Here is a 17,197-nt window from a genome sequence, read left to right on the forward strand (position 1 = left end):
ATTTAAACAAATTATTAATCAGAATTCTGTTGCATTTGCAAGTTGAATTCAGCATTTAAATAAATTATCTATTTATAGAATACAAAATACACCGCAAGTACCAGACAAATGAATGCCGCAAAATGGTTCCAATGCAGACTTTCGCCCTTGAAAAGAACCGTAGTAAACACCGTAAAAATGATGAGTGTAATTACTTCCTGAATAATCTTTAATTGTATCAGCGAGAAAGGACCGCCATTACCTATAAACCCGATACGATTGGCCGGAACCAAACAAAAATATTCCGCAAGGGCGATGCTCCATGAAAATAAGATTATGGCATAAAGCGGCCAGTTCGTAATCACTTTCATATCTTGCAACTTCAGATGGCCATACCATGCAAAAGTCATAAAGACATTAGACACTATTAAAAGCAGAATCGTATAAAGACCTTTCATTTCAATGATAAATATTTAAAGGGTGATTAATCTAAATTATCAATTTTCTGAGGAAGAAGTTCCTCCTGAACATTTACCATACTTCCCCAAAGACTATAGCGAGCTTCCGGGTTCATAGCTTCCAACTGATGTAGGATATCTTTCATATTGCTACGGTGAGATTGCGCCTCATAAGGACAATTCTTCACCTGCTTACGATACCCTCTTATTTGGGCCAGTTCCAGCAAATCAGCCTCATGTACCAAACACATCGGCCGAATAATCGTCATATCAAATTTCTTCATTACCAGGCGGGGCGGCATAGAACTGAATGCCCCTTGAAAAGTGATATTCATCAATAGCGTTTCCAGAATATCATCCATATGATGTCCCAATGCTATCTTGTTGCATCCCTGTTCCTTAGCCACCGTGAACAAGGCCTTGCGCCTATTCCATGCACAAAGGAAACAAGGTGATTTGCGTGTATCTGTACTTGCATCAAATTCCGTTTCATACAATACAAAAGGAATTCCCCATGACTCTACATACTCACGAAGATATGCCAGGTCACTCTGATACGGAATATTCTTCATCACCACATGGACGGCAATCACCGCAAACCTGGGCTTAAAAATTCGGGCGCGTCTTGCCAATAACTCCACTAACGCCAAAGAATCTTTGCCGCCCGAGAGTCCGATAAGGATCTTATCCCCATCCTCTATCAGACCATATTCTACCAGCCCTTTACTAAACCGCTTTTCAATGCGGCGGACGGTTTTCTCTTCTTCAGTGAATTGAGCCATAATGATTCTGCTACGAGTTACATGTTACAAACTACAAGTTCCATGCGGACGTTACGCAGCTACTTGTAGCTCGTAGCTCATGTAGCTTGTAGTCTTTATTCTTTGCGGTTGCAAAAGTAAGAGAAAAGAATGATTTAAAGAAGAATTAACATAATAGAATAACGGAAATCAGCATTATTCCCGATTAATTTGTATTTTTGAACATTCGAATTTGTAAATTGGATAACTAGTATGAAAAAGAGATATATTTTACTCCTTCTATTTTGTCTCACATTAGTCGGTGTATCAGCACAGACATTGGAGGAAGCGAGAGCTTTCTACCACCAAGGGCAATACGAGAAAGCCAAACCGATTTTCCAGAAACTCGTAAAGACACAACCGGCAAATGGAAATTATAACTTATGGTACGGCGTATGTTGCCTGGAAACAGGAGAACCAGAAGTAGCTTTGAAATATCTGGAAACCGCCGTAAAAAGACGGGTGCCCAGCGGACAACTCTATCTGGCGCAAAATTACAATGACCTGTATCGCTTTGAAGATGCCATCAAATGTTACGAAGACTACATCAGCGACCTAGCCAAACGGAAAAGGCCGACCGCAGAAGCCGAAAAGCTATTGGAGAAAAGTAAAGCCAATTTCCGTATGTTGAAAGGGGTTGAAGAAGTTTGCATTATCGATAGCATCGTAATAGACAAAGGTCGTTTTCTGGAAGCTTATAAAATCAGTCCTGAGTCCGGCAAACTATTCATGTACAACGATTTCTTCAAGGATGAGGCAGAAGTTGAAGCTACCGTATATGAAACGGAACTCAGCAATAAGATTTATTATGGTGAGCGCCAACCGGACGGTAAACTCAGCATCCTCTCGCGTAACAAAATGCAGGGTGAATGGGGTAAGGGTAGCTTACTACCCGGTAGTATAAATGATTCCATCAATGCCAACTATCCGTATGTATTGACAGATGGCATCACTATCTATTATGCCGCTGATGGTGAAAATTCGATAGGTGGTTACGACATATTCGTCACCCGTTACAATACCAATACGAACACCTACCTCACTCCGGAAAATGTGGGTATGCCGTTCAACTCTCCCTATAATGACTATATGTTTGTTATCGACGAATATAATAATCTCGGATGGTTTGCTTCCGACCGCTACCAGCCGGAAGGAAAGGTTTGTATCTATGTATTCATTCCAAATTCTTCCAAACGAGTATATAACTATGAAGCAATGGACCCGAAAAAAGCAATCGGACTTGCCCGGATTCACTCTCTGAGAGAAACGTGGACGGATCAGGATGCCGTAACCGATGCCAAACATCGACTACAAGCCGCATTCAATGAAAAGCCACAAACCAAGAAAAGTCATGAGTTTGAGTTTGTAATCGATGACCAGAATACTTATTATCAACAAAGTGATTTCAAATCTCCTCAGGCCAAAAACCTGTTCGGCAAATACCTCCAATTAGAAAAGGCTTTCAAAGAGCAGCAAAAAAAATTAGAAGAGCAACGTTCCCTATACTCCCGCACCAAAGAAAACGATAAAGCCAAACTGGCTCCCGCCATACTCGACCTGGAAAAACAGATACAACAATTATCAGTTGAATTGGAGAAGGCTGCCATTGAAGTGCGTAATACAGAAAAACAATCCTTTAAATAAAAAAATTATGGACATACTCATCATCATCGTACTCATCATTGCGGCGGTCGTCCTGTTCCTGGTAGAACTGTTCGTCATCCCGGGCATCAGCGTAGCTGGATTCCTGGCAGGTGGTTGCATCATCTTTGCCAACTACTACGCTTTCACCTATCTGGGCACCACGGGCGGGTTCATCACGCTCGGCATATCGGCAATAGCCTGCATAGGTTCGCTGGTCCTGTTCATGCGCTCCAAAACGCTGGACAAGATTGCGCTAAAAAAGAACATCACATCCAAAGTAGACCGTACGGCCGAAGACCAAGTGAAAGTCGGTGACACGGGAGTAGCTTTCACACGTCTGGCATTGATTGGAAACGCTGAATTTAACGGCAACATCGTGGAAGTGAAGTCGATGGATGGCTTCCTGAATGAGAAGACTCCTATCATCGTAAGCCGCATCACAGACGGTGTGATTATGGTAGAAAAGATAAAAGATTAGTATTCACACTTAAATATCGTATAAATCATGAACGTAGACTCTATGTACTTAACTGCCTTTCTTGTGATAGGAGGCATTATCTTCATCGTACTGTTCTTCCACTATGTTCCTTTCTTCCTATGGTTGTCCGCCAAAGTTTCGGGAGTCAGGATTTCATTGGTGCAATTGTTTCTAATGCGTATTCGTAACGTGCCCCCCTACATCATCGTGCCGGGCATGATTGAAGCGCACAAAGCCGGACTGAGCAACATCACCCGCGACGAGCTGGAGGCTCACTACCTTGCCGGCGGACACGTGGAAAGAGTGGTTCATGCATTGGTTTCCGCCTCCAAAGCGAACATCGAATTGTCCTTCCAGATGGCCACCGCCATCGACCTTGCCGGACGTGACGTGTTCGAAGCGGTTCAGATGTCGGTAAACCCGAAGGTGATTGACACTCCTCCCGTGACGGCCGTGGCTAAGGATGGTATCCAGTTGATAGCAAAGGCTCGTGTGACGGTGCGCGCCAATATCCGCCAGTTGGTGGGTGGTGCCGGTGAAGACACTATTCTGGCACGTGTGGGCGAAGGTATCGTATCTTCCATCGGTTCGTCCGAGAATCATAAGTCGGTATTGGAAAACCCGGATTCAATCTCTAAATTGGTGCTCCGCAAAGGGTTGGATGCCGGTACGGCATTCGAAATCTTGTCCATTGATATTGCTGATATCGACATAGGTAAGAACATCGGTGCGGCATTGCAGATTGACCAGGCAAATGCGGATAAGAACATTGCCCAAGCCAAGGCTGAGGAACGTCGCGCAATGGCCGTGGCCAGCGAGCAGGAAATGAAGGCGAAAGCTCAGGAAGCCCGTGCAAAAGTGATTGAGGCAGAAGCAGAAGTGCCTAAGGCTATGGCAGAAGCATTCCGTAGCGGTAATTTGGGTATCATGGATTATTATCGGATGAAGAACATCGAAGCCGATACTTCCATGCGCGAAAACATAGCCAAGCCTACAGGTAATAACTCAAACCAGCCATTGAGTAAATAATCCGGTAAAAATATTATCCCCGAAAACGTCGGAGCCGGTGAACAGTAATCCCGTTCCGGCGTTTCTTTTTTACGAACATATTAACCCATAAAATCCAGCATATGAAAAAGTATTTTGCATCTTCCGAACTCATCATCAATGATGACGGTTCCGTATTCCACCTACACGTAAAGCCGGAATGGCTGGCAGACAAAGTAATCCTGGTGGGCGACCCGGGACGGGTGGCATTAGTAGGCTCGCACCTTGAGAATAAAGAGTGTGAAGTAGAAAGCCGCGAGTTCAAAACCATTACCGGTACCTATAAAGGCAAGCGAATCACGGTGGTTTCCACGGGCATCGGTTGCGATAACATCGACATCGTGATGAATGAGTTGGACGCTCTGGCAAACATTGATTTCAACACGCGGGAAGAGAAGCCCCAACTCCGCCAACTGGAACTGGTGCGTATCGGCACTTGTGGCGGTCTTCAACCCAATACCCCTGTAGGTACATTTATCTGCTCGCAAAAATCCATCGGTTTTGATGGCTTGCTGAACTTCTATTCGGGACGCAATGAAGTGTGCGACCTGCAATTTGAACGCGCCTTCCTCAACCACATGGGATGGTCGGGAAACATGTGTGCCCCCGCTCCTTACGTGATTGACGCCAATGCCGAATTGATTGAACGCATTGCCGCCGATGACATGGTGCGTGGCGTAACCATTGCCGCCGGTGGTTTCTTTGGTCCGCAAGGGCGCGAGTTGCGCATTCCGCTGGCCGACCCGAAACAGAATGAGAAAATCGAGAACTTCGAGTATAACGGTTATCGTATCACCAATTTCGAGATGGAAAGCTCCGCACTGGCAGGTTTGAGCCGCCTGATGGGACACAAAGCGACCACGGTATGCATGGTGATTGCCAACCGTTTGATAAAAGAGGCTAATACGGGCTACAAGAATACGATTGACACATTGATAAAAATCGTACTGGACAGAATTTAAGTTTACCCCGAAAAGTCTATCTTTGCAATCCAAATAACGAAAATATATGATGAACCAGGATACTATCTGTGCTATAGCCACGGCTCAAGGGGGAGCAATCGGGAGCATACGTGTCTCAGGACCGGATGCTATCAGCATAACCAGCCGCATCTTTACTCCGGCAAAATCGGGTAAGACCCTAACCGAAAGCAGACCTTACACACTGACTTTCGGACGGATATATGATGGCGGGGAAATTATTGACGAAGTACTTGTCAGCCTCTTTCGCGCCCCGCACTCTTATACGGGAGAAGATTGCACGGAAATCACCTGCCACGGCTCCAGCTATATCTTGCAACGGGTGATGCAGCTACTCATCCATCAGGGTTGCCGCATGGCCCAGCCGGGCGAATACACCCAGCGCGCCTTCCTGAACGGGAAGATGGACCTGAGTCAGGCGGAGGCCGTGGCGGACCTGATAGCTTCGTCGTCCGTCGCCACCCACCGCCTTGCCATGAGCCAGATCCGTGGAGGGTTCAGCAAAGAGTTGGCGGACCTGCGCAACCAGTTACTCCACTTCACATCGCTTATTGAGTTGGAGCTGGACTTTAGCGACCATGAAGAGTTGGAGTTTGCCGACAGGACCGAGCTTTGCCAATTGGCGGATAACATTGAGGCGGTCATCTCCCGCCTTGTACACTCGTTCAGCGTAGGAAATGTAATAAAGAATGGAGTTCCCGTAGCCATTATCGGTGAGACAAATGCCGGGAAATCTACCCTGCTCAATGCGTTGTTGAACGAAGACAAGGCCATTGTGAGCGACATTCACGGCACCACGCGGGATGTCATAGAGGACACCATAAACATGGGTGGAGTCACGTTTCGTTTTATTGACACGGCGGGCATCCGGGAGACGAATGACACCATTGAAAGTCTGGGCATAGAACGCACGTTCCAGAAGCTAGAACAAGCCGAAATTGTGCTCTGGATGGTAGATGCAACGGATGCCGTTTCGCAAATCAACCAATTGTCCAAACAGATACTTCCGCGTTGCGAAGGGAAACACTTGATTCTTGTATTCAATAAGGCAGATTTAGTGACCGATGCTTCAAGCGTCGTCCCTGCCGGTTTTCCGGACAATGTGCAATCTATTGCTCTATCTGCCAAACGGAGGACAAACATCGATGAATTACAACAAATATTGGTAAGTGCCGCTAATCTTCCATCGGTGACACAGAACGATGTAATCGTTACAAACGTTCGTCATTACGAGGCTCTTACGCATGCTTTGGAAGCGATAAAGCGTGTACAAGAGGGATTAAGAAGCAATCTATCCGGGGATTTCGTGTCTCAGGACATCAGGGAATGCATTTTCCATTTAAATGACATTGCGGGAGAGGTGACGAATGACATGGTGTTGAGAAATATATTTGAACATTTTTGCATCGGTAAGTAGGTAGTGATTACCAGCGATTAGCATATATCATCAATGATTATTAAGGCGTTCATTTTGAGCGCCTTTCTTTTTAGCCTTATAAGCGATGGTTATCGTTTATAGGGCTTTTTCAGCTCATTTTTGTACCGTATTTGTTACTCGCTTGTTACTCTCCGATTTTAGGTCGGAAAGGTCGTGGAGAAAGTTGACTGTGGTTGACTATGATTGACGATAGTTGAACAAAATGGAGAAATAACAAGAGAAATAAACCTCTAAAAAGTAACGAATATGGCAACAAGTAAAATGAAAATCAAAAAGGTATGCGAGTGGTGTGGCACAACATTTTATGCCCAAAAGCTAACAACACGCTTCTGTTCTCATCGGTGCAATAATCTTGCATACAAAGAAACGGTACGGCAGAAGAGAATACAAGAAGTAGAAACCAAAGTCCAAACGATCATCAGTGAACAACCCATATCCGATTTCAAGGATAAAGAATATCTATCGTTCAAAGAAGCTGCGACTTTATTAGGGCTGAGTAAACAAGCCGTATATAAAATGGTATATGCCGGAAAGCTGCAAGCATTCCGCATCAGTAGCAGGTTGTCTTTTATCCGTAAAAAAGATATTGACCGGATGGTAGAAGCTCGTCCTTATGAACAACGACATCCGAAGGACACTATTCCTATCACCGATTTCTACACCACAGCCGAAGTCAAAGAGAAATATCATGTAAATGAATCATGGATATTTGCGGTAGCCAAGAAAAACAACATACCTCGCACTTTCAATCGTGGCAAGACCTACTGGAGCAAGAAGCACGTGGATGCTTACTTCGCTAAGAAAGCCCCGGATCCCGACATTACAGAATGGTATAGCACACAAGAAATACAGGAAAAATTCGGCATGACCTTATCCGCTATCTACACTTTCGTTTCTAAGAATGCCATCCCGAAAAAGAAAGAGGGTATCATGGTGTACTATTCCAAGAAGCACGTGGATATAGCGAAAGGCATTGCGGAACCCGAAGAACCTCAATACTATACGGTAGCCGAAGCAATGGAAAAGTTCAATCTTACCCGTGACCAACTCTATCATTATGCGAAATATCATAATATCCCTAAGGTCAAGAAAGGCAAATACACGCTTATATCCAAAACCGAACTGGATAAATTGCTTGAAGCCCCAAAGATTGAATAAGTTATTTTTCGGTGAATGTTGTCACCATTGAATCACTCTATTCCTTTGCACCAAACAAATGTAAAACTCTAAATATTAATCAGTATGACACACACGTGTACAAAAGTAACAGTTCGTCAAAGAGCGATTCGGAATAATCGCATCTCCTTGTATCTGGATTATTATCCGGCAGTTCGTAACCCTGAGACGATGCAGATGAGCCGTCGGGAATATCTCGGCATATACATCTATGCCCATCCTAAAAATGAAATGGAACGGGAATTCAACAACGATATGCTGAACAAGGCAGAGGCTATCCGTTGTATCAGAGTGCAATCGCTCATCAATGAAGAGTTCGGCTTCTTAGACAAGACCAAACAGAAAGCCGACTTTCTCGCCTACTTCAAAAAGATGTGCCGAAACAAAGACCAGAAATGGACGTTTGTCTATCAGCATTTCTACAACTTTGTCAAAGGGCAATGTACCTTTGGTGAGGTGAATGTGGACTTGTGCAAGAAGTTCCGTGAATACCTGTTGAACGCCAAGCAGCTCAAACACAGCAATCGCCCCATATCTCTCAATTCGGCATCCGGCTACTACTCCACTTTCAGAGGATTGTTGAAGATTGCCTATCGGGACAAATGGTTTCGGGAGAATATCAATGACTATCTTGACAAGATTGAACCACAAGATGTGAAGAAAGAATATCTGACACTGGACGAAGTGAAGCAACTTGCCGCCACTCCTTGTGACATCCCCGTTCTAAAAGCCGCTTCTTTATTTGCTTGTCTGACAGGTTTACGCATCAGCGATATTCTCAATCTTCAATGGGAAGATTTTGCCATTGCTCCCGACCAAGGCTATTGCTTGCGTATCAGAACACAGAAAACCCAAACAGAAGCGACACTCCCCATCAGCTACGAAGCCTATGAACTATGCGGTACGCCCGACACTGGTAAGGTTTTCAAAGGGTTGAAACGAAGTATGATTAATTATCCGCTGAAGAACTGGCTCAAAAAGGCAGGAATAACGAAGCCGATAACCTTCCACGGATTTCGTCACTCCTACGCAGTTATCCAAATCTCTTTAGGCACAGATATTTACACAGTCTCAAAGATGCTAACCCACAAGAACGTTTCCACTACTCAAATCTACGCAGATTTGGTAAATGTAAAGAAACGAGAGACAGCCAATAAGATTTCACTGAAATAAATTACAGCTATGAAACGAGGAATCATAACAAACAACGGACATGGCATCCATATTTCTGATGGAGAAGTATGGATGACCGTTTGGGAGATTGCCGACTTGTTCTATACAACAGTTGGATCAATCAATTCCCGTTTAAAAGCAATATTGAAAGCCAATGCCTTAAAGAAGTATGACATCTGCCAATGTATAAAGTTGGAAAATGGGAATAGTGCCGATGTGTATAATCTCAACATGATCATAGCCCTATCCTATCAAATAGACACTGGACATTCTGCAGCATTCAGGAGATGGTTAATAAACAAAGTTACTCATAATCAAGATTACAACATCCTGTTATATCTCAACAAAGGTACAAACCATACATTGTATTGACAATAAACTATACCTCTATACCCTATTGATTATCTGCATTGTTTACCCAAAATGATGCAGATAATTTTTATTTTTGAGATACACAAGTCTGTTGCTCCAACTATTTTTCATCTAAAAACAAGAAATTTGCAATACGCTTATTATTAAGTATGTAACATGATGAAAAGTGATGAAATATATCGTCAAAAGCCCATTGACAAGCAAAACTATGGATTTTCTCAAAAATTAATCCTATATATTTGCACACAAACGATTAATACAACTCACTATGGAGCAGAAAAAGATAGAACAGATAACATTGCATCTGATTGTTTTTGGTACAATCATTATCATTGGTGTTTTAGCCCGTCAGACCGTACTTCACTATGGTTGGGACGAGTTTAGCAGCTATCTTATTCTTGTAGTATGCTCTATTGTCATAGGAGCTATCTACCTCAATCTACAAATGGTATTCAGACAACTCCTTTCCCCAACAATAGAAAGATGCTTTACGAGATTTGAGTGCTACCGCAATAAGGCAGTGGCAGTTGAACCCTCAATAGTGCATCAGGAACTTATTGAAAGCACCATAGATACAGAACCTATCGTTTCTGTATCTGAACCAGAAATCGAAACTACATCTGACACCACAGAAGAAGTTTCTATTCCCTCGCTTTCAGAATCCAATGAAAACATGGTAGAACTTCCAAAGGAGGAAGTGCCTCCAGTCTCTATTAGCAACATCCCTATTGAGGTGCCTAATCAACCATCAGAATATGAGATTTCCCGTGCTAACGCTATGGCTGAAAAAGAACGAGCATCACAAGAAAAACTTGCTAAGGTCATTGCTTACACGAAACAAACCTTAGTTCTCTATCTTGATGAAGCTGCACTTAATCGCTTGTGTGGATATGTGACAGAATACTACCTATCAGATTCTTTGCCTAAAGTTGAACCGATAAAGGTTGATTCTCAGTTAAAGACCATTGACATCATGCACTTTGGATGGAATATCGGCAAAGCATTTGACAAGCCACGTTTACAGACTGCTACATTCATAAAGAGGGTATTTGCTCACACCCTCCGTGGTTCGGAAATATCTACCATTGAACGTAAAATGTCGCACACAGAATCAGAGTGTAAGATTAAACTGGATAGAAAGATATTAGCCAAATGAGACAATAGTTACTATGGCTTACGAGTCGCAATCTCTTTATATGCTTGTTTTTTTAACATATGGAATTTTTTCCAAACTTTCCTATATTGTTTAACGATATTATCACCCTGATTTATTTCCTTCATAACAGCATTTGCTTTATTTAAATAACTAATAAAATTACCCCAATCATAAAATGTAGTTCGTTTATACCCTGTCGGACTACTACAATCTGCCATCCATTTTAACCTTCGTTTTGACCCCAAATGTGTAAATCTTTTATATAAGCGTCTTTCAAATAATGAGTTTGATGGAATATGTGCCTGTTTTGCGAAGTGAATACCTCTTCTAAAAGAACGTTTCATGTTCCTATAAAATTTAGAGAATCCGGAGGCTTTGACTTTAACCTTATCTCCTTCAAATACAAACCCTAAATACTCTAACTGCTTATTGGTATGTACAACTCCATCTTTAACAATCCCCCCTATCAAAGCATTGTTATGGTCTAACTCATAACGATAAACATGAGTCTTTGATTCCTGAATTTCCAAATGCGCTTTATATTCGACCTCTTCACGTATTAGGTCGTAGAAATATTTTTCATCTTCCTGATTACAAATAAGAATTAAATCATCACTATATCTTTGATAATACACATTCTTATACGGTTTTGATGCTTCTTCATAAATCTTTGCATCAAAATCAAGCATATAAATATTAGCTAGTGTTGCACTAAGTGGTGTCCCTTGTGGTATTCCTCTTTTATTGTGTTTACCTTGTTTCTCTCTAATTTGTTGGTTAAATGGTTTATCTACTCTGATTAGGTCAGTAGCCTCTCTGAAAAATTCATCAGCATAACAATATGCTACAACATTCTCATGCCGCAAATGATATATCTTACTAACGTATTTACGTTTTAGCTCTATGCTACTTGCATCATTGGGTTTATGGCGTTCAACTATCAATTTATGCTGAAACCTCTTAAACAACTCATTTTCATTAACATATTTATAATCAACAAGATTTTTGTAAATTTTATAATGATCTGCTGGTAAATCTTCAACATTCAAAACCTTTTTCCATTGCTTGTGCAATAATCTGTGGTCAAGATTATCAAAGAAAGATGTAACATCAGCAACAATTACTGATAACCTGCGATGCCTATTATTTCTAATAAATTGAAACGCATCAGCAGCAAACTCAATATTACATTTGTTACCCTCCAACAAATCGTTTTTAGGAATCTTACGATACGCTACCGGAACAGAAGCATAATCCTTGTCAGATAAATATTTTTCATATGCTTTCGTCAAAATATCATTATAGTAGCTATATATAATTGAATCAAGATGTGAAGGATAATATATATGACGCTCTTTTTTACCTTTATTTGTTCGTATTCGTTTTCCACTTGAATTTTTGGGAGCAGATTCATCTGGTCTAAATTTTCTCTGAGTCAGCACTCTATGTAATAATGGAACAAACTTATGTCGAACTATATTTTGAGAATCTATAACATAATTTTCCACCCAAGCCCTATCTTTTGAACTAACTAGCGGTTTACCTATATGGGGATATTTTTTAAACTTAAGCCACTCTATCTGCATAGTTTTCATATTAAAGAAAGATTAAAGTTGGTCGTAGCATACCTATTGATGGACACATGCCTGATGTTGCTTCTTACTTACGTAATAGACAACGCTACTCTTTGATAGAATGAAATTCGTAACTTTGCACAGACTATCAAGTATGACAGATTGCACATTATTAGAACCTAAGATTGCTCTTCTTCTCGTTACACTCTGGACAATAAAGCTTGTTAAATTATTATCCGATGTTTGGAGAATTGGAATCACTCTTCACACGTCAGCCAAACCCTGCGTGTGGAACACGTATGTGTACTTTACATAAAACGTACCCATCGGTCTTGTCCCAACTTTAATCATTCTGTATTTATATACAATAGCATATTACGTACCATTTACAATAATAAGGTATAATATGCCAAAATTGGCATCTATACGGCAAGCATAATGTCAATTTGACAGCTTCCCACAACACCATTATCGTTTACTTCATCACATATTACTGTCAACCACCATCAAAAAGTTATTCATCAGTTATATTTTGGTGAATGATTCCACCATTGAAACACCTGTTTCCTTTGCCGTCGAACAATTAAAAACGATTGGCGTATGCAAAAAGAAACAGTAACATTTGATAAACTGCCCGAAGCGGTGGGTTATCTGACCGAACAGGTCATCGAGTTGAAAAAGATGGTAGCGGAACTCCAGCCACAGCCATCTGACAAACATGTGTTGGTAGAAATAGAGGATGCTTGCCGTATCATCCGAAAAGCAAAGCCTACCATCTATACATTGGTACGCAAAGGGCTGCTTCCGGCTTACAAGAAAGGAAAGAAACTCTATTTCTATGAGGACGAACTTCTTGCTTGGATTGAGAACGGGCGTAGAAAGAGTGCAGAACAGACTTACGAGGAGATGCTGGCAAATATGCAAGGCGGTGTCCGTCATAAGTCCAAATCATCCATGAAGTTTTAATGAGTAGAACTATGGATACATCCTCTATTAATCCGGCATCCATCATTGACGAAGCGGTTGATTTAAGTATGCGATTGGCTGGCACTGATTTTCCTGTCAGCATATTCCCGACAAAAATCCAACGCATCATCAGTGAGGTTCACGAATGCCATAACTACCCTACCGACTACATTGCCGCTGCCATCCTTACGGCAATAGCGGTCGGCATAGGTAACACGCATCTTGCCCAAATCAAGCAAGGTTGGATGGAAAGCCCCATCCTGTATATGGCATTGATTGGAAGACCGGGAGCGAACAAAAGTCATCCGCTCAGTTTTGCAATGAAGCCGTTTCTTGATTATGACTACCGACAGAATCAGGAATTTGAAAAGGCTCTTGCCAAGTACGATGAACTGATGAGCATGAGTCGCAAGGAACGTGCGGAAAGTGGTGGAGAGCAATTTCCGCAAGAGCCTATCCGCAAACGCTTCTTGGTTTCGGATGTAACGCCCGAAGGGTTGAGCCTCATTCATGCGCAGAACAAACGTGGGCTATGCTTATGGGCTGATGAATTATCCGCTTGGTTCAAGAATTTCAACCGCTATAACAACGGTTCGGAGGAACAATTTTGGCTATCGGTATTCAGTGCCAAGACCACCATGTCCGACAGAAAGAATGCCAAGAGTTCCATCTTCATCAAGCGTCCGTATATATCGGTCATTGGTACTATCCAAAAGAAAATTTTGAATGAGTTGGCTAAAGGTGAACGTTCCAACAATGGATTTATTGACCGCATCCTGTTCGTAATGCCCAACCTGCAACAGAAAGCACGGTGGAATGACAAAGAACTACCAGAAGATATTGAACAAGAATGGAATACCGTCATAGATAAGCTGATACAATCGGAGTGCCATCTCAATGAACATGGAGAGATTGAGCCACAAATCCTCTTTTTCTCAGAGGATGCCAAGAAACGGCTTTACGAGTGGCAGCACCATTTCTCAGAATGGTGCGACCGGGAAACGAACGACACCATCGTAAGTATCTATTGCAAGCTGGAGATATACATCATCCGCTTTTGTCTGATTATCCAACTGGCGCGATGGACTTGCGGTGAGTGCGACAAGACGTGTATCGACCTGCTGACGGTGGAGAGAGCCATTAAACTGACTGAATATTTCAAGGAATCAGCATTAAGCGTACAAAATATTCTGAATGAGAATGCCCTCAACAGCCAGCAACAGGCGATAGTCAATCTGCTGCCTCCGTCCTTTACGACAGCTCAAGCTATACAGGTAGCAGAGCAAAACGGAATGAAGGAACGGACATTTCAACGCTTTCTCAATGACAATATCGGAACACTGTTCCGCAAAGAGAAGCATGGAGAATATTCAAAGATTAACCCGTGACATTTTTGTCGGTTTTGACACTTTCCAAGCGAAAACGACAATAACGACAAAAGTGACACACTAAAAAAGAAACAAACAATGAGTACACATAGATTCATATTAGAACCCTACAAAGGTGTCAGTACCCGGCATACTTGCCCGAACTGCCACCGTAAAAGATGTTTCTCCAAGTACATTGATACAGAGAAACAGATACAGTTTCCTGATTACGTGGGTCGTTGCGACCACGAACAGAAATGTGGTTACCACTTCACGCCCCGTGATTACTTTGAGCGGAATCCGTCTGAGAAGGAAAAGTTGTCCGAAGATACCTTTCGGAACTATACGCCCATTAAAGAAGTCGAGCCGAAAGTCACCTCCTACATTGATTTGGATATAGTCAACCAGTCGTTGCAACGCTATCCCGACAACAAACTGTTTCAATTCTTATCGGCTCAATTCGGAGAGGCAGAGACATTGAAGCTGATGGAGAAATACAAAGTTGGTACTTCCAAACATTGGGATGGCGCAACTGTATTTTGGCAAACGGATTATCAGAACAGAGTCCGTACAGGTAAGATAATGCTTTACAATACAACGACAGGCAGGCGGATAAAAGAACCATACAATCATGTCACGTGGGTACACTCCGTATTACACAAGGGGGATTACAATTTAAAGCAATGTTTCTTCGGTGAGCATCTGCTTCCAAAAGATAAAAAACGTCCTATCGCACTGGTCGAAAGCGAGAAAACGGCAATCATTGCTTCCTACTACCTACCCCAATTTCTATGGATTGCATCGGGTGGAAAGAACGGTTGTTTCAATGCCAACAGCCTATCCGTTCTTGCCGGAAGAAGCGTTGTGTTATTTCCTGATTTGGGAGCGACCGACTATTGGCAAAGCAAAATCGGGTTGATGAAAAGCTATGGAATTGATGTGCAACTGTTCGATTATCTAGAAACCAAAGCAACCGAAAACGAACGGAAGGAGGGTTACGACATAGCCGATTATCTGTTAAAGGTACGCCCCGATGAAGCCATACTCCAGCAGATGATTAATAGGAATCCGAATTTGAAAACACTGATAGAGACATTCGATTTGAAGCTCATCAGCGTACAACGAAGCATCCCTCAACCGAAGGTTTCACCACCTAAAAAACGAGGATTCAGACTTTGAGTAAAGGGAGAGAAATCGAGACTTTTTTACTGTAGCAAGTTAATGTCGGTGTATTACATTTCCCGACCACTTGCTCCTCAAAAAGTCTGAGGAGACGGCTCCCGATGGTCACAAATTATTCACTAAAAGCAATTCAAAATGGAAAAGAAACATACGATAACTCTCCGACTGTCATACGACCAATTCGCATGGCTCGGTGCGCTTTGCAGACGGAGCAAGCAGACCCAAAGCGCAGTCATCCGTTCGCTCATCGAGAATGGGACGGTACGTGAACGAATCACGAAAGAACATATCCATATCATCCGTCAGTTGATAGGTGAAAGCACCAACCTCAACCAGTTGGCGAAGCAGGCAAATACCTACGGTTTCTTTGCCGTTTCCAAAAGATGTGAGGAGATGGCGCAACGTATTAACCAACTTATAAAACAACTGAAAGATGATAGGTAAACAAACCAAAGGGACATCGTTCGGCGGTTGTGTCCGCTATGTCCTCAAAGAGGAGAAATCCAAATTACTGGAAGCAGTCGGAGTGGATGGTACGCCTGAACGGATGGCAGAGCAATTTGAATTACAAGCATTGCTCAATGACAAGGTAAAGAATATTGTCGGACACACCTCGCTCAATTTCTCTCCTGAAGATGGCGAACGCTTGAAGTCTGATGATGCGTTGATGTTGCAAATCGCCCACGACTACATGAAACTGATGGGCATCGAAAACACGCAGTACATCATCGCCAAGCATATCGACCGTGAGCATCCGCATTGCCACATCGTTTTCAATCGGGTGGATAATGACGGTAAGACGATTAGCGACAAAAACGACTTCCGCAGAAATGAAAAGGCGTGCAAGATGCTGACGGCAAAATACCGATTGCACTTTGCCAATGGCAAAGACCATATCAAGGAGGAACGCTTGCGCCCATACGACCGAGCAAAACATGAAATATACAAAGCACTGAAAGAAGAACTGCCCAAAGCTCAAAGTTGGAATGAACTGAAAGAAGCCCTTGCCGACCGTGACATTGATATGAAATTCAAGGTCAGCCGGACTACAAGAGAAATACAAGGAGTCAAGTTTGAGTATGACGGCTTTTCTTTCTCCGGCTCAAAAGTCAGCCGTGAGTTCAGCTACTTGAATATCGACAACCGATTGGAACAGAATGCTTGTGCGCCTTCATTTGAATTCCATAAACAAGGATTCACGCATAAAAATGAAGAAGTGCAGCAAAGCGTTTCCCATTCCGACAATGGTTCAAGCATCGGTCTTGGTCTGTTGAACGGCAGTTCATCCTACGATGCTACTGTCGCAGAAGAAGCTGAGTTCAATCGCCTGATGAAAAAGAAAAAGGCTAAGCGCAAGCGAGGCTTTCGTTTATAATCCACTATTTATTAACTTTTTAAATTCAATTA

Annotated in this window: 17 protein-coding genes; 14 read left to right on the top strand and 3 right to left on the bottom strand. The window is 42.5% G+C overall.

Going from position 1 to position 17,197, the window contains the following annotated elements; translation table 11 throughout:
• Positions 1 to 68 precede the first annotated feature (68 nt).
• On the bottom strand, positions 69 to 437 hold the full coding sequence (locus DW182_RS06165) for a DMT family protein (RefSeq protein WP_022392402.1): 369 nt from the start codon (positions 435 to 437) through the stop codon (positions 69 to 71).
• 26 nt (positions 438 to 463) lie between these two features.
• Positions 464 to 1,219, bottom strand: a complete 756-nt coding sequence (locus DW182_RS06170; RefSeq protein WP_117691497.1) for a tRNA 2-thiocytidine biosynthesis TtcA family protein — start codon at positions 1,217 to 1,219, stop codon at positions 464 to 466.
• Between the two features lie 231 nt (positions 1,220 to 1,450).
• Between DW182_RS06170 and DW182_RS06175 the strand changes: the two genes are divergently transcribed.
• The 9 genes from DW182_RS06175 (at position 1,451) to DW182_RS06215 (ending at position 10,701) form a co-directional block, all read left to right on the top strand.
• Complete coding sequence (locus tag DW182_RS06175) at positions 1,451 to 2,881, top strand: M48 family metallopeptidase (protein WP_118294998.1); 1,431 nt, start codon at positions 1,451 to 1,453, stop codon at positions 2,879 to 2,881.
• 7 nt (positions 2,882 to 2,888) lie between these two features.
• Positions 2,889 to 3,359 carry an NfeD family protein gene (locus DW182_RS06180; protein ID WP_117691499.1) on the top strand — a complete coding sequence of 157 codons (471 nt, stop codon included), beginning with the start codon at positions 2,889 to 2,891 and terminating at the stop codon, positions 3,357 to 3,359.
• A 27-nt stretch (positions 3,360 to 3,386) separates the two neighbouring features.
• Entirely contained in the window at positions 3,387 to 4,388 is a 1,002-nt protein-coding gene (floA, locus tag DW182_RS06185; RefSeq protein WP_073315059.1) for a flotillin-like protein FloA, read from the top strand.
• A 101-nt stretch (positions 4,389 to 4,489) separates the two neighbouring features.
• Positions 4,490 to 5,368, top strand: a complete 879-nt coding sequence (locus tag DW182_RS06190) for a nucleoside phosphorylase (RefSeq protein ID WP_025835063.1) — start codon at positions 4,490 to 4,492, stop codon at positions 5,366 to 5,368.
• A 49-nt stretch (positions 5,369 to 5,417) separates the two neighbouring features.
• Positions 5,418 to 6,803, top strand: coding sequence for a tRNA uridine-5-carboxymethylaminomethyl(34) synthesis GTPase MnmE (gene mnmE, locus DW182_RS06195; RefSeq protein WP_118295155.1), 1,386 nt, complete (start codon positions 5,418 to 5,420; stop codon positions 6,801 to 6,803).
• A gap of 267 nt (positions 6,804 to 7,070) precedes the next feature.
• A complete protein-coding gene (locus DW182_RS06200) occupies positions 7,071 to 7,982 on the top strand; it encodes a helix-turn-helix domain-containing protein (protein ID WP_118294999.1) in 912 nt (303 codons plus the stop codon).
• Positions 7,983 to 8,066: 84 nt separating this feature from the next.
• Positions 8,067 to 9,173, top strand: a complete 1,107-nt coding sequence (locus tag DW182_RS06205; protein WP_118295000.1) for a site-specific integrase — start codon at positions 8,067 to 8,069, stop codon at positions 9,171 to 9,173.
• Between the two features lie 9 nt (positions 9,174 to 9,182).
• A complete protein-coding gene (locus DW182_RS06210) occupies positions 9,183 to 9,545 on the top strand; it encodes a lipofamily protein (RefSeq protein ID WP_118295001.1) in 363 nt (120 codons plus the stop codon).
• A gap of 268 nt (positions 9,546 to 9,813) precedes the next feature.
• Positions 9,814 to 10,701: a mobilization protein gene (locus DW182_RS06215; protein WP_118295002.1), complete on the top strand. Its 888-nt coding sequence runs from the start codon at positions 9,814 to 9,816 to the stop codon at positions 10,699 to 10,701.
• An 11-nt stretch (positions 10,702 to 10,712) separates the two neighbouring features.
• Here the strand turns inward: DW182_RS06215 and DW182_RS06220 are convergent, their stop codons facing one another.
• Positions 10,713 to 12,296 carry a reverse transcriptase/maturase family protein gene (locus tag DW182_RS06220; protein WP_118295003.1) on the bottom strand — a complete coding sequence of 528 codons (1,584 nt, stop codon included), beginning with the start codon at positions 12,294 to 12,296 and terminating at the stop codon, positions 10,713 to 10,715.
• A 579-nt stretch (positions 12,297 to 12,875) separates the two neighbouring features.
• Between DW182_RS06220 and DW182_RS06225 the strand changes: the two genes are divergently transcribed.
• The 5 genes from DW182_RS06225 (at position 12,876) to DW182_RS06245 (ending at position 17,165) form a co-directional block, all read left to right on the top strand.
• On the top strand, positions 12,876 to 13,241 hold the full coding sequence (locus tag DW182_RS06225) for a helix-turn-helix domain-containing protein (protein ID WP_008760305.1): 366 nt from the start codon (positions 12,876 to 12,878) through the stop codon (positions 13,239 to 13,241).
• A gap of 11 nt (positions 13,242 to 13,252) precedes the next feature.
• Positions 13,253 to 14,629 carry a DUF3987 domain-containing protein gene (locus DW182_RS06230; protein ID WP_118295004.1) on the top strand — a complete coding sequence of 459 codons (1,377 nt, stop codon included), beginning with the start codon at positions 13,253 to 13,255 and terminating at the stop codon, positions 14,627 to 14,629.
• A gap of 78 nt (positions 14,630 to 14,707) precedes the next feature.
• The gene (locus DW182_RS06235) at positions 14,708 to 15,787 is read left to right on the top strand and encodes a DUF6371 domain-containing protein (protein ID WP_032850135.1); all 1,080 of its coding nucleotides are present in this window, start codon (positions 14,708 to 14,710) and stop codon (positions 15,785 to 15,787) included.
• Positions 15,788 to 15,925: 138 nt separating this feature from the next.
• Entirely contained in the window at positions 15,926 to 16,234 is a 309-nt protein-coding gene (locus tag DW182_RS06240) for a MobC family plasmid mobilization relaxosome protein (protein WP_008760302.1), read from the top strand.
• Positions 16,224 to 17,165 (top strand): relaxase/mobilization nuclease domain-containing protein, encoded by a 942-nt coding sequence (locus DW182_RS06245; protein ID WP_008760301.1) that lies wholly within the window; start codon positions 16,224 to 16,226, stop codon positions 17,163 to 17,165. Before DW182_RS06240 ends, DW182_RS06245 begins: the two co-directional genes overlap by 11 nt.
• Positions 17,166 to 17,197: the final 32 nt, after the last annotated feature.

The organism is Bacteroides sp. AM16-24 (genome assembly GCF_003471885.1).
GTDB lineage: Bacteria > Bacteroidota > Bacteroidia > Bacteroidales > Bacteroidaceae > Bacteroides.